Origin of the sequence: Streptomyces sp. NPDC056580 (assembly GCF_042793175.1) — a bacterium.
Lineage (GTDB): Bacteria > Actinomycetota > Actinomycetes > Streptomycetales > Streptomycetaceae > Streptomyces.
On the sequence record NZ_JBHTVE010000012.1, the window covers coordinates 148,817 to 161,365 of the forward strand.

A 12,549-nucleotide genomic window follows, 5' to 3' on the forward strand; every position below is an offset into this window, starting at 1 on the left:
CGGCCGATGACCGCCACCACACTCGCAGCCGAAGGGGCGAGCCCGTCCGCCGCCGGTGCGCCCCGCAGGCGCCGCACCCGGCGGCGGGGCCGGACCGTCGCGCTGCTCTTCGTCCTCCCCGCCCTGCTCCTGCTCGGCGCGCTCGTCGTCTACCCGGTGCTGTTCTCCGTCGGCCGCAGCTTCTTCGACGCCTCCGGCACCCGGTTCGTCGGCGGCGGCAACTACGCCGAGATGTTCCACGACCCGGCGACGCTGAAGGCCATCCGCAACACCACCATCTGGGTGGTCGTCGCCCCCGCCCTGCTCACCGGCCTCGGTCTGATCCTGGCCGTCCTGGTGGAGAAGGTCCGCTGGGCCACGGCGTTCAAGCTGCTGCTGTTCATGCCGATGGCGGTCTCCTTCCTCGCCGCCGGCATCATCTTCCGGCTCGCCTACGACGAGGATCCGGACAAGGGCGTCCTCGACGCCGCCGTGGTCTCCGTGCACGACGCCTTCGCGGGCACCTCCTCGTACCCGACGGCGCGGGGCCGTGAGGGGCTGCTGGACCAGGGCCGCGACGGGTCCTACCTCAGCCACGCGGCCGCCTCCCCGGGCGACACGGTCACGCTGCCCATGGTCGGGGTGCTGCCGGGGGACCTGCCCCGGGACGCCTCGCCCGCCGGGCCCGCGGCGCGGCGCGCGGCCGCCGCCGGCGAACTGCGCGGCGTCGTCTACCTGGACTTCACACCCGGCGGAGGTGGGAAGCAGGGCCGGGTCGACCCGCGGGAGAGCGGCCTGCCCGGTATGCGGGTCGAGGCGCTGCGCGACGGAAGGACGGTCGCGGCCACCACCTCGTCCGCCGACGGCTCCTTCCGCTTCACCGGACTCCACGAGGGCTCGTACACGGTGAAGCTGCCCGCGTCCAACTTCGCGCCGCCCTACCAGGGAATCTCCTGGCTCGGCCCGACGCTGGTCACCCCGGCGATCATCGGCGCCTACCTGTGGATCTGGACGGGCTTCGCGATGGTGCTGATCGGCGCGGGCCTGTCGAGCCTGCCCCGGGACGCGCTGGAGGCCGCGCGGATGGACGGCGCGAACGAGTGGCAGATCTTCCGCCGCATCACCGTGCCGCTGCTCGCCCCCGTCCTGACGGTCGTCTTCGTCACCCTCGTGATCAACGTGATGAAGGTGTTCGACCTCGTCTACATCATCGCCCCGGGTCCGGTGCAGGAGGACGCCACCGTGCTCGCGACCCAGATGTGGCTGGTGTCGTTCGGCGGCGGCAACAACCAGGGCCTCGGCAGCGCCCTCGGCGTGCTGCTCCTGCTGCTGGTGATCCCCGCGATGGTCTTCAACGTCCGCCGCTTCCGAAGGAGTCAGCGATGAACGCGGTCAGGCGCGGCCTGGGCAACGGCCTGGTCCAGGCGTTCCTCGTGGTGGTCGGCCTGGTCTGGGCGACCCCGCTCGCCGGACTCTTCCTGTCCTCGCTCAGGTCCGCCCGGGACACGGCGAAGGGCGGCTGGTGGACGGCGCTGGCCGACCCGGGGCAACTGTCCTTCGACAACTACTCGGCGCTGCTGAGGAACGCCGGCATCACCCAGGCCTTCTGGAACACCGTGCTGATCTCGGTGCCGACCACCGTCCTGGTCGTCGTGCTCGCCGCCCTGGCCGGATACGCCTTCGCCTGGCTGGACTTCCCGCTGCGCGAGCCGCTGTTCCTGCTGGTGGTGGCCCTGCTGGTGGTGCCGGTGCAGATCGGCCTGCTGCCGGTGGCCAAACTCTTCGGCCAACTCGGCCTGTTCGGCACGATCCCGGGCGTCGTCCTCTTCCACGTCGCCTACGGCCTGCCGTTCGCGGTGTTCCTCCTGCGCAACTACTTCGCGGAGATGCCGAAGGAGATGCTGGAGGCGGCGCGGATGGACGGCGGCGGCGAATGGCGCATCTTCACCCGGCTGGTCCTGCCGGTGGGGCGCCCCGCCATCGCCTCGCTGGCCATCTTCCAGTTCCTCTGGGTCTGGAACGACATGCTGGTCGCGCTCCTCTTCGCCGACAGCTCCTCCCAGCCCCTGACCGTGCAACTGCAGAGCCAGATACGCCAGTTCGGCAGCAACATCGACGTCCTGGCCCCGGGCGCCTTCCTCTCCCTCGTGGTCCCCGTGATCGTCTTCTTCGCCTTCCAGCGCCACTTCGTCCAGGGCGTGATGGCGGGCTCGGTCAAGTGACCCCGCCCGAGGGCACGGACGGAGGCGGCCGGCGACCCGGCCGCCTCCGTCCGTGTGGGGACGTTCCCCGGCGTCAGCCGTGGAAGGTGATGTAGCCGTTGCCGTCGCGGTCGTCGGCGGACTTGGTGTAGGCGTGGGTGTCCGCGTGGGCGCCGGAGGGCTTGTACAGGCGGATGGTGTCCTTGTCGTTGTTCCAGATGAAGTTGCAGTTCTGGCGGTAGACGACGTTCCTGGCGTCCGAGTCGGTGCCGTGGCCGCCGCGCAGCTTCACGTAGTCGCCGGGCTCGAGGTAGTGGTTCTTGGTGAAGACGAACTTGTTGCTGCTGGTGGCGTCCCTGACCACGTACCCCTTGAGGTTCACGGTCGCGGTGCGCGAGTAGTTCTTGATCGTGACGTACTCGCTCTTGGTGTTGCCGGTGGCGCAGCTGTTGGAGTCCCGCCCCGGAGCGTCGTACTGGACGCCCTTGACCTTCAGGGCGGAGGAGTACTCGGCGGCCTGGGCCGGGGCCGCGACGGTGACGGCGAGCGCTCCGGCCACGACGGCCGCGGACAGCGCGAAACGTATACGCATGAGGTCCCCCCTCGATGGTGCGAGTGATGCGGCCAGGAGCTTACACAAAAGATGAGGATTACATGAACGTCCGGTGTGAAAAGTGACGTAAGTGTGAAGGCGCCGATCGGCCGGGTGTCACCGGGCGTCAACGCGAAGGGGGCGGCGGGGAGTTGAGTTCTCCCTGCCGCCCCCGTCCGTCACGGATGCGCGAATCTCACGGTGAGGCCGGCGGGTACAGCGACCGCGGCAGGCCGGACGCCGCCGCGGCGTCCAGCAGCCACAGCGTCCGCGAGCGGCCCCGGGCGCCGGCCGCCGGCGCCTGCACCTCGCCAGCGCCCGACAGGGCGATGGCCACGGCCTGCGCCTTGTCCTCGCCGGCCGCGAGCAGCCAGACCTCGCGGGCCGAACGGATCGCCGGGAGGGTCATCGAGATCCGCGTCGGCGGCGGCTTGGGGGCGCCGTGCACGCCGACCACCGTGCGCTCGGTCTCGCGGACCGCCGGCGACTCCGGGAAGAGGGAGGCCACATGGGTGTCCGGCCCGACGCCCAGCATCAGCACGTCGAAGGTCGGCACCGGGCCGTGGTTCTCCGGCCCGGCGGCCTTGGCCAGTTCCGCCGCGTAGGCCTCCGCCGCCGCCTCCACGTCCGTACCGTACGGACCGTCGGACGCGGGCATGGCGTGTACGCGCTCCGGGTCCAGCGGTACGGAGTCCAGCAGCGCCTCGCGGGCCTGCGTGACGTTGCGCTCCGGATCGCCCTCGGGCAGGTAGCGCTCGTCCCCCCACCACAGGTCCAGGCGGCCCCAGTCGATGGCGTCCCGGGCCGGCGCCGCCGCCAGCGCGGCCAGCAGGCCGTTGCCGTTGCGGCCGCCGGTGAGGACCACGGACGCGGTGCCCCGGGAGGCCTGCGCGTCCACGATCCGCGTGATCAGGCGGGCCGCGGCGGCCTGCGCCATCAGCTCCTTGCTGTGGTGCACCACCAGTTGCGGAGTGCTCACTTCGCGGCCGCCTTCCGTGCCGGGGCCTTCTTGGCGGCCGCCTTCTTCGCGGGCGCCTTCGCGGCCTCCTCCACCGGTTCGGCGACCGCGGCCGGCTCCGCCGCCGCGGGCTCCGGCACGGTGCTCAGCCGCTCCACGCCGTAGGCCAGCGCCGAGGCGTAGGTGTCGTCCGGGTCGAGCCGCCGCAGCTCCTCCGCGATCAGCTCGGCGGTGTCCCGCCGCTTCAGCGCCACCGCGCGGGCCGGCTGGCCCTCGATGGACAGGGTGGCCAGCGAGCCGTCCGCCCGGTCCAGCGTGATGGGGCCCCCGCTGGTGTCCATCCGCACGGCCGTCAGGCCCGGCCCCGCGGACAGGGAGCGCCGGACGGGCACGTCAAGCCGGTCCGCGAGCCACATCGCCAGCAGCTCACAGCTCGGGTTGAACTCCTCGCCCTCCACCTCGACGGCCTTCACCTCGCACACCACCTGGTCCAGGGCCGCCGCGAGCATCGAGCGCCACGGCGTGATCCGGGTCCAGGACAGATCGGTGTCGCCGGGCGTGTAGGCCCGGGCGCGGGCGGACAGCTCCCGCACCGGCTGCTCGGCGGCGTAGGTGTCGGTCACCCGGCGCTGGGCCAGCGCGCCCAGCGGGTCGTTGGCCGGGTCCAGCGGCGCGTTCACCGGCCACCAGACGACCACCGGGGCGTCCGGTAGCAGCAGCGGCAGCACCACGGAGTCGGCGTGCTCGGACACCTCGCCGTACAGCCGCAGGACGACCGTCTCGCCGGTGCCCGCCTCCGCGCCCACCCGCACCTCGGCGTCCAGCCGCGAGGACGTGCGGTCGCGCGGGGACCGGGAGACCCGCTTGATGACCACCAGCGTGCGCGAAGGGTGCTCGCGCGAGGCGTCGTTGGCGGCCTTCAGGGCGTCGTAGGCGTTCTCCTCGTCGGTGACGATGACCAGGGTCAGGACCATGCCCACGGCGGGGGTGCCGATGGCGCGGCGGCCCTGGACCAGAGCCTTGTTGATCTCGCCGGCGGTGGTGCCGGTCAGGTCTATCTTCATGGCCGGCGCCAGCTCCGTCCGTCTCGTGCCAGCATCTCGTCCGCCTCGACGGGCCCCCAGGTGCCCGACTTGTACTGCGCGGGCCTGCCGTGCCGGTCCCAGTACTCCTCGATCGGGTCGAGGATCTTCCAGGACAGCTCGACCTCCTCGGTGCGCGGGAACAGGTTGGCGTCGCCGAGCAGCACGTCCAGGATGAGCCGCTCGTACGCCTCCGGGCTGGACTCCGTGAACGACTCGCCGTAGGCGAAGTCCATGGAGACGTCCCGGATCTCCATCGAGGTGCCCGGCACCTTGGAACCGAAGCGGACCGTGATGCCCTCGTCCGGCTGCACCCGGATGACGACCGCGTTCGAGCCGAGCTCCTCGGTCGCCGTGTGGTCGAAGGGGGAGTGCGGGGCCCGCTGGAAGACCACCGCGATCTCGGTGACCCGGCGGCCGAGCCGCTTGCCGGTGCGCAGGTAGAAGGGGACGCCCGCCCAGCGGCGGTTGTCTATCCCCAGCTTCACCGCGGCGAAGGTGTCGGTCTTCGACTTGGGGTCGATGCCGTCCTCTTCGAGGTAGCCGGTGACCTTCTCGCCGCCCTGCCAGCCGGCCGCGTACTGCCCGCGCACGGTGCTGCGGGCCAGGTCCTTCGGCAGCCGTACGGCACCGAGCACCTTGGTCTTCTCCGCCGCCAGCGCGTCCGCGTCGAAGGAGGCGGGCTCCTCCATGGCGGTGAGGGCCATGAGCTGCAGCAGGTGGTTCTGGATGACGTCACGGGCGGCGCCGATGCCGTCGTAGTAGCCGGCGCGGCCGCCCACCCCGATGTCCTCGGCCATGGTGATCTGCACGTGGTCCACGAAGGACCGGTTCCAGATCGGCTCGAACATCGTGTTGGCGAAACGCAGCGCCAGGATGTTCTGGACGGTCTCCTTGCCGAGGTAGTGGTCGATCCGGAACACCTGGTCCGGCTCGAACACCTCGTGCACGACCTTGTTCAGCTCCTCGGCCGACTTCAGGTCGTGGCCGAAGGGCTTCTCGATGACCGCACGCCGCCAGGAGCCCGAGGACTGGTCGGTCAGACCGTGCTTCTTGAGCTGCTGGATGACCACCGGGAAGGAACGCGGCGGCACCGAAAGGTAGAAGGCGAAGTTGCCTCCGGTGCCCTGGGCCTTGTCCAGCTCCTCGATGGTGCCGCGCAGCCGCTCGAAGGCGTCGTCGTCGTCGAAGGTGCCCTGGACGAACCGCATCCCCTGGATGAGCTGCTGCCAGACCTCCTCGCGGAACGGGGTCCGGGCGTGCTCCTTGACGGCGTCGTGGACCTCGGCGGCGAAGTCCTCGTTCGCCCACTCGCGGCGGGCGAAACCGACCAGCGAGAAGCCCGGCGGCAGCAGACCCCGGTTGGCGAGGTCGTACACCGCGGGCATCAGCTTCTTGCGGGACAGGTCGCCCGTGACGCCGAAGATCACCAGACCCGACGGCCCCGCGATACGCGGGAGCCGTCGGTCGGCGGGGTCACGAAGCGGGTTCGCTCCGGAACCGGGAAGGTGGGACAACTCAGCCCTCCGAGGGAGCGAGGCGTTCGAGCTCCGCCTGGGTCGACTTCAGCAGGTCGTTCCAGGACGCCTCGAACTTGTCGACGCCCTCGTCCTCCAGCACCTGCACGACGTCGTCGTACGCGATGCCGAGCCGCTCCAGCGCGTCCAGGTCGGCGCGCGCCTGCTCGTAGGTGCCGGACACGGTGTTGCCGCGGATCTCGCCGTGGTCCTCGACGGCCTCCAGCGTCGCCTCCGGCATGGTGTTGACCGTGTTCGGCGCGACCAGCTCGGTGACGTACATGGTGTCCGGGTACGCCGGGTCCTTCACACCGGTCGACGCCCACAGCGGACGCTGCCGGTTGGCGCCGGCGTTCTCCAGCGCGCTCCAGCGCTCCGAGCCGAACACCTCCTCGTACGCCTGGTAGGCGAGCCGGGCGTTGGCGACGGCGGCCTTGCCGCGCAGCGCCTTGGCCTCGTCGGTGCCGATGCCGTCCAGGCGCTTGTCGACCTCGGTGTCCACGCGGGACACGAAGAAGGACGCCACGGATTGGATCTCCGACAGGTCCAGGCCGCGCTCCCTGGCCTTCTCCAGGCCGGAGAGGTACGCGTCCATGACCTTGCGGTAGCGCTCCAGCGAGAAGATCAGCGTGACGTTCACACTGATGCCGTTGCCGATCGTCTCGGCGATCGCCGGCAGGCCCGCCTCGGTGGCCGGGATCTTGATCAGCGCGTTGGGGCGGTCCACCAGCCAGGCGAGCTGCCTGGCCTCGGCGACGGTCGCCTTGGTGTTGTGGGCCAGGCGCGGGTCCACCTCGATGGAGACCCGGCCGTCCTGGCCGTTGGTGGCGTCGAAGACCGGCCGCAGGATGTCGGCGGCGTCGCGGACGTCCGCCGTGGTGATCATGCGGATGGCCTCTTCGACCGTGACCTTGCGGGCGGCCAGGTCCGACAGCTGCTGGTCGTAGCCGTCACCCTGCGAGATCGCCTTCTGGAAGATCGTCGGGTTGGTGGTGACGCCCACGACGTGCTGCTGGTCGATCAGCTCGGCGAGGTTGCCGGACGTGATCCGCTTGCGCGACAGGTCGTCCAGCCAGATCGCCACGCCCTCCTCGGAGAGGCGCTTGAGTGCGTCTGTCATGGAATTACATCTCCTACGTGTCGTATATGAGCGTCAGCGCTGGGCGGCGGCCAGGGATTCCCGGGCCTTGTCGGCCACGTTCTCGGCGGTGAAGCCGAACTCGCGGAAGAGCACCTTGCCGTCGGCGGAAGCACCGAAGTGCTCCAGCGAAACGATGCGGCCGGCGTCCCCGACGTACTTGTGCCAGGTCAGACCGATGCCCGCCTCCACGGCGACACGGGCCTTCACGGACGGCGGCAGCACGGAGTCCCGGTACCCCTGGTCCTGCTCCTCGAACCACTCCACGCACGGCATGGACACGACCCGCGTGGGCACGCCCTCGGCCTGCAGCCGCCCACGGGCCTCGACGGCCAGGTGCACCTCGGACCCGGTGGCGATCAGGACGACCTGCGGCTCGCCGCCGTCGGCCTCCGCCAGCACGTAGCCGCCGCGCGCGGCGGCGTCGTCGGGCTCGTAGATCGGCACGCCCTGCCGGGTCAGCACCAGACCGTGCGGCTGGCCCTTGCCGAACTCCTTGGTGTAGCGCTTGAGGATCTCGCGCCAGGCGATCGCGGTCTCGTTGGCGTCCGCCGGGCGGACCACGTTCAGGCCCGGGATCGCGCGCAGGGAGGCGATGTGCTCGACCGGCTGGTGGGTCGGGCCGTCCTCGCCGAGGCCGATGGAGTCGTGCGTCCACACGTACGTCACCGGCAGATGCATCAGGGCCGACAGGCGCACGGCGTTGCGCATGTAGTCCGAGAACACCAGGAAGGTGCCGCCGTAGACGCGGGTGTTGCCGTGCAGGGTGATGCCGTTCATCTCCGCGGCCATGGAGTGCTCGCGGATGCCGAAGTGGATCGTGCGGCCGTACGGGTTCGCCTCCGGCAGCGGGTTGCCCGGCGGCAGGAAGGAGCTGTCCTTGTCGATGGTGGTGTTGTTCGACCCGGCGAGGTCGGCGGAGCCGCCCCACAGCTCGGGGATCACCGCGCCGAGCTCCTGCAGCACCTTGCCGGACGCGGCACGCGTCGCGATGCCCTTGCCCGGCTCGAAGACCGGGAGCTTCTCCTCCCAGCCGGCCGGCAGCTCGCCCTTGACGATGCGGTCGAACTCGGCGGCGCGCTCGGCGTTGCCGTCCCGCCACACCTGCAGCGACTTCTCCCACTCGGCCTTCGCCTGCGCGCCGCGCTCCAGCGCCTTGCGGGTGTGCGCGAGGACCTCGTCGGCGACCTCGAAGGTCCGCTCCGGGTCGAAGCCGAGGACGCGCTTGGTCGCCGCGACCTCGTCGTCGCCGAGCGCCGAGCCGTGCGCGGCCTCGGTGTTCTGCGCGTGCGGGGCCGGCCAGGCGATGATCGAGCGCATCGCGATGAAGGACGGCCGGTCGGTGACCCGCTTCGCGGCCTCGATGGCGTCGTAGAGCGCGTGCGGGTCGAGGTCGCCGCTCGGCTTCGGGGCGACCCGCTGCACGTGCCAGCCGTAGGCCTCGTACCGCTTGACGGTGTCCTCGGAGACGGCGGTCTCGGTGTCGCCCTCGATCGAGATGTGGTTGTCGTCCCACAGCAGGATCAGGTTGCCGAGCTTCTGGTGGCCGGCCAGCGAGGACGCCTCGGCGGAGATGCCCTCCTGGAGGCAGCCGTCACCGGCGATGCAGTAGATGAAGTGGTCGAACGGGGACTCGCCGGCCGGGGCCTCCGGGTCGAACAGGCCGCGCTCGTAGCGGGCGGCCATCGCCATGCCCACCGCGTTGGCCACACCCTGGCCCAGCGGGCCGGTCGTGGTCTCCACGCCCCTGGTGTGCCCGTACTCCGGGTGGCCCGGGGTCCTGGAGCCCCAGGTGCGGAAGGCCTTCAGGTCGTCCAGCTCCAGGCCGAAGCCGGCCAGGTAGAGCTGCGTGTAGAGGGTCAGGGACGAATGTCCGGCGGACAGCACGAAGCGGTCGCGGCCGACCCACTCCGGGTCGGCCGGGTCGTGCCGCATCACCTTCTGGAAGAGGGTGTACGCGGCCGGGGCCAGGCTCATCGCCGTACCGGGATGGCCGTTGCCGACCTTCTGTACGGCGTCGGCGGCCAGGACCCGGGCGGTGTCCACGGCCCGCTGGTCCAGCTCGGTCCACTCAAGGTCTGTGGTGGTCGGCTTGGTGCTCACCCTGGGTCAGGGCTCCTCTCCACATGATCGGTCGCCGGCCCTGGGGGCGTGCCCCCCGCCCGGCCGCCGGTGCACTGCCTGCCCACCGGCCGCTTCGAGCCTACCCCCGTGAGGACGTGCGTTTTTGCGGGTCATTACAGACTGCCGGGACTCACGGACATCCGCCTCCCGACCGGCCGACGGTCCGTTCGCCAGATGAATACGCAGCCGCTCATCCGGGTGCTCAACCGAGCCCCGCCCCACCTCTGACGGGCGGCCCGCCAACACGACCCCACCCCCGCGAATGCCCGGGTATGGGCAACGTCTACAGTGGCGTGGTACGCGCGAGCCCCTACCCGACCTTCACGAGGGGAGGCTCGCTGGGAGTCTCTGTCAGGGGTGTGCGTGACGGCCGTCGAATCCCGTCCTGGGGGCACTTCCCAGGCCCTTCAGGCGCTGGGGGAGGGTGCGGTTCGCGATGCGAGCCGGAGCCCGGTTCACCGGCCGTTCGGGGCCCGTGTCAAGGCGTTCGTGGCGCTGACCAAGCCGCGGATCATCGAGCTGCTGCTCATCACCACCGTTCCGGTCATGTTCCTGGCGCAGCAGGGTGTGCCCGACCTGAAGCTGGTGCTCCTCACCTGTGTGGGCGGGTACCTCTCGGCGGGTGGCGCAAACGCGCTGAACATGTACATCGACCGGGACATCGACGCCCTGATGGACCGCACCTCGCAGCGGCCGCTGGTGACCGGCATGGTCAGCCCGCGCGAGTGCCTGGCCTTCGGCATCACCCTGGCGGTCGTCTCGACGCTGCTGTTCGGGCTGACCGTCAACTGGCTGTCCGCCTGGCTGTCACTCGGAGCGCTCCTTTTCTACGTCGTCGTCTACACGATGATCCTCAAGCGGCGCACCTCGCAGAACATCGTCTGGGGCGGCATCGCGGGCTGCCTGCCGGTGCTGATCGGCTGGTCGTCGGTGACGAACTCGATGTCCTGGGCGCCGGTCGTCCTCTTCCTCGTCATGTTCTTCTGGACGCCGCCGCACTACTGGCCCCTGTCCATGAAGGTCAAGGAGGACTACGCGCGCGTGGGCGTGCCGATGCTCCCGGTCATCGCCTCCAACAAGGTGGTCGCCCGGCAGATCGTCATCTACAGCTGGGTGATGGTCGCCGTCTCGCTGCTGCTCACCCCGCTGGGTTACACGGGCTGGTTCTACACCGTGGTCGCCCTCGCGGCCGGCGGCTTCTGGCTGTGGGAGGCGCACGGGCTGCAGAACCGGGCGAAGGCCGAGGTGACCGGCGTCAAGCTCAAGGAGATGCGGCTGTTCCACTGGTCCATCACCTACGTCTCCATCCTCTTCGTCGCGGTCGCCGTCGACCCGTTCCTGCGCTGACCCGCGCCGGGCGTACGTCACAGAGCCCTGCTCTCGCCAGTCGATCTACCCGTGAGTAGCATCCTGTGCATGGCAGACACGCAGCAGGTTGACCCCAAGGAAGAGCGCAGGGCGGCGAAGCTGGCCCGGCAGATCGGCGCCTTCGCCAAGGCCCACGGCGGCGCCGAGGGCCAGGTGGCCTACATCGGCGAGCGCGGCGCCCGCATCGTGCTCGTCGGCGAGGACGGCGGCTGGGGCGACCTGGTGGCGCCCAGCACCGCCGTCGCCGAACAGGCCGTGCGGAAGGCCGGCATCACCGTCCACGAGTCCTTCGACGGCGAGTTCGCCGCCAAGGTGACCACCGGACGCTACGAGTGGAGCCGGATGGCGGGCATCCAGGTGGGCGGTCCGGCCAACGGCTGACGCCTGCGGCCTGCTGTTCGAACGACACCCGGGCGACACCGGATCCCGGGTTCACCCGTTAGGCCCTGCGAGAAGCGCAGCGCCTCCCCGGGGAGCCCGCATGATCGAAACGCCGTCCCTCGTGGACCAGTACTGCCACGGCGTGCTGCGCACCGAGCTGGGCCTCGGCACCTTCGAGGCCCGGCTCGCGCGGACCGAGGGCCCGCCCGCGCCGGGCACCACCCTCTTCGACACGCAGACCGGTTTCGCGGTCCGCCGCTGGTGCCCGCCGCTGCTCGGCCTCGAACCGCACTGCCCGCCCGCCCGCTATCTGGCCCGGCGCAGGGAACTGGGCGTGCTGGAGGCGGGCCGCCGGCTGCTGCGGGGCAGCGGGATCACCACCTACCTGGTCGACACCGGCCTGCCCGGGGACCTCACCGGCCCGGCGGAGCTGGCGTCCGCGGGCGACGCCGAGGCCCACGAGATCGTCCGCCTGGAACTCCTCGCCGAACAGGTCGCGGACACCTCGGGCACCGTCGACTGCTTCCTCGCCAACCTCGCCGAGTCGGTGCACGCGGCCGCCGCCGAGGCGGTCGCCTTCACCTCCGTCGCCGCGCTCAGACACGGCCTGGCCCTCGCCCCGGAGCCGCCCGGCCCGGGCGAGGTGCGCGGCGCGGCGGGCCGCTGGCTGGCCGGACGGCGGGTCGGCGGGACGCTGACCGACCCGGTGCTGCTGCGGCACCTGCTGTGGATCGCGGTCGCCTCGGGCCGGCCCCTGCAGCTCCACGCCGGCCCGGGCGAGCCCGGCTCGCGCGTCGACCGCGCCGACCCGGTGCTGCTCACCGACTTCGCCCGGGCCACGGCCGGGCTCGGCACCGATCTGATCCTGCTGCACGGCCACCCGCACCACCGCCACGCCGCCCACCTCGCCGGGGTCTTCCCGCACGTGTACGCCGACTCGGGCGCGGCCCTGGTGCGCACCGGCGCCCGTGCGGTCGCGGTCCTCGCCGAGATCCTGGAGCTGGCCCCGTTCGGCAAGATCCTCTTCTCCAGCGGCGCCCGCGGCCTGCCCGAGCTGCACGTCGTCGGCGCCCGGCTGTTCCGCGAGGCCCTGGAGCGGGTGCTGGGCGCCTGGGTCGCCGAGGACGCGTGGTCCCTGGACGACGCCCGGCGGGTGGCCCGGATGGTCGCCGCGGACAACGCGCGCCGCGTCTACGCGCTGGACTGAGG

11 protein-coding genes are annotated in these 12,549 nt (G+C 71.3%); 5 read left to right on the forward strand and 6 right to left on the reverse strand.

Annotation, left to right across the window (positions count from 1 at the left end; genetic code table 11):
- Nucleotides 1-6 precede the first annotated feature (6 nt).
- Entirely contained in the window at nt 7-1,365 is a 1,359-nt protein-coding gene (locus ACFQ9Z_RS26470; protein ID WP_383023446.1) for an ABC transporter permease subunit, read from the forward strand.
- A complete protein-coding gene (locus tag ACFQ9Z_RS26475; protein ID WP_383023450.1) occupies nt 1,362-2,201 on the forward strand; it encodes a carbohydrate ABC transporter permease in 840 nt (279 codons plus the stop codon). Before ACFQ9Z_RS26470 ends, ACFQ9Z_RS26475 begins: the two co-directional genes overlap by 4 nt.
- 73 nt (nt 2,202-2,274) lie before the next feature.
- Here the strand turns inward: ACFQ9Z_RS26475 and ACFQ9Z_RS26480 are convergent, their stop codons facing one another.
- From ACFQ9Z_RS26480 to tkt, 6 genes are all read right to left on the reverse strand, one after another.
- Entirely contained in the window at nt 2,275-2,772 is a 498-nt protein-coding gene (locus ACFQ9Z_RS26480) for a lamin tail domain-containing protein (protein WP_383023453.1), read from the reverse strand.
- 196 nt (nt 2,773-2,968) lie between these two features.
- A complete protein-coding gene (gene pgl / locus ACFQ9Z_RS26485; RefSeq protein ID WP_383023457.1) occupies nt 2,969-3,751 on the reverse strand; it encodes a 6-phosphogluconolactonase in 783 nt (260 codons plus the stop codon).
- A complete protein-coding gene (gene opcA, locus ACFQ9Z_RS26490) occupies nt 3,748-4,794 on the reverse strand; it encodes a glucose-6-phosphate dehydrogenase assembly protein OpcA (RefSeq protein ID WP_383023462.1) in 1,047 nt (348 codons plus the stop codon). The genes pgl and opcA overlap by 4 nt, the downstream gene beginning before the upstream one ends.
- Nucleotides 4,791-6,329 (reverse strand): glucose-6-phosphate dehydrogenase, encoded by a 1,539-nt coding sequence (zwf, locus tag ACFQ9Z_RS26495; protein ID WP_383023465.1) that lies wholly within the window; start codon nt 6,327-6,329, stop codon nt 4,791-4,793. The genes opcA and zwf overlap by 4 nt, the downstream gene beginning before the upstream one ends.
- A 1-nt stretch (nt 6,330) precedes the next feature.
- Complete coding sequence (tal, locus tag ACFQ9Z_RS26500; RefSeq protein WP_383023468.1) at nt 6,331-7,449, reverse strand: transaldolase; 1,119 nt, start codon at nt 7,447-7,449, stop codon at nt 6,331-6,333.
- A 33-nt stretch (nt 7,450-7,482) separates the two neighbouring features.
- Nucleotides 7,483-9,570: a transketolase gene (gene tkt / locus ACFQ9Z_RS26505; RefSeq protein ID WP_383023471.1), complete on the reverse strand. Its 2,088-nt coding sequence runs from the start codon at nt 9,568-9,570 to the stop codon at nt 7,483-7,485.
- A 378-nt stretch (nt 9,571-9,948) separates the two neighbouring features.
- Here tkt and ACFQ9Z_RS26510 point away from each other — a divergent pair, with 378 nt between their 5' ends.
- From ACFQ9Z_RS26510 to ACFQ9Z_RS26520, 3 genes are all read left to right on the forward strand, one after another.
- Nucleotides 9,949-10,938 carry a heme o synthase gene (locus tag ACFQ9Z_RS26510; protein WP_383023474.1) on the forward strand — a complete coding sequence of 330 codons (990 nt, stop codon included), beginning with the start codon at nt 9,949-9,951 and terminating at the stop codon, nt 10,936-10,938.
- Between the two features lie 69 nt (nt 10,939-11,007).
- Nucleotides 11,008-11,340 carry a hypothetical protein gene (locus ACFQ9Z_RS26515; RefSeq protein ID WP_383023477.1) on the forward strand — a complete coding sequence of 111 codons (333 nt, stop codon included), beginning with the start codon at nt 11,008-11,010 and terminating at the stop codon, nt 11,338-11,340.
- Nucleotides 11,341-11,440: 100 nt separating this feature from the next.
- On the forward strand, nt 11,441-12,547 hold the full coding sequence (locus ACFQ9Z_RS26520; RefSeq protein WP_383023480.1) for an amidohydrolase family protein: 1,107 nt from the start codon (nt 11,441-11,443) through the stop codon (nt 12,545-12,547).
- Nucleotides 12,548-12,549: the final 2 nt, after the last annotated feature.

Coding starts and splice junctions, on each gene's coding strand:
- ACFQ9Z_RS26515 (WP_383023477.1), top strand. CDS start 11,008: ATGGCAGACACGCAGCAGGTTGACCCCAAGGAAGAGCGCAGGGCGGCG.
- tal (WP_383023468.1), bottom strand. CDS start 7,449: ATGACAGACGCACTCAAGCGCCTCTCCGAGGAGGGCGTGGCGATCTGG.
- ACFQ9Z_RS26470 (WP_383023446.1), top strand. CDS start 7: ATGACCGCCACCACACTCGCAGCCGAAGGGGCGAGCCCGTCCGCCGCC.
- opcA (WP_383023462.1), bottom strand. CDS start 4,794: ATGAAGATAGACCTGACCGGCACCACCGCCGGCGAGATCAACAAGGCT.
- ACFQ9Z_RS26480 (WP_383023453.1), bottom strand. CDS start 2,772: ATGCGTATACGTTTCGCGCTGTCCGCGGCCGTCGTGGCCGGAGCGCTC.
- ACFQ9Z_RS26475 (WP_383023450.1), top strand. CDS start 1,362: ATGAACGCGGTCAGGCGCGGCCTGGGCAACGGCCTGGTCCAGGCGTTC.
- ACFQ9Z_RS26520 (WP_383023480.1), top strand. CDS start 11,441: ATGATCGAAACGCCGTCCCTCGTGGACCAGTACTGCCACGGCGTGCTG.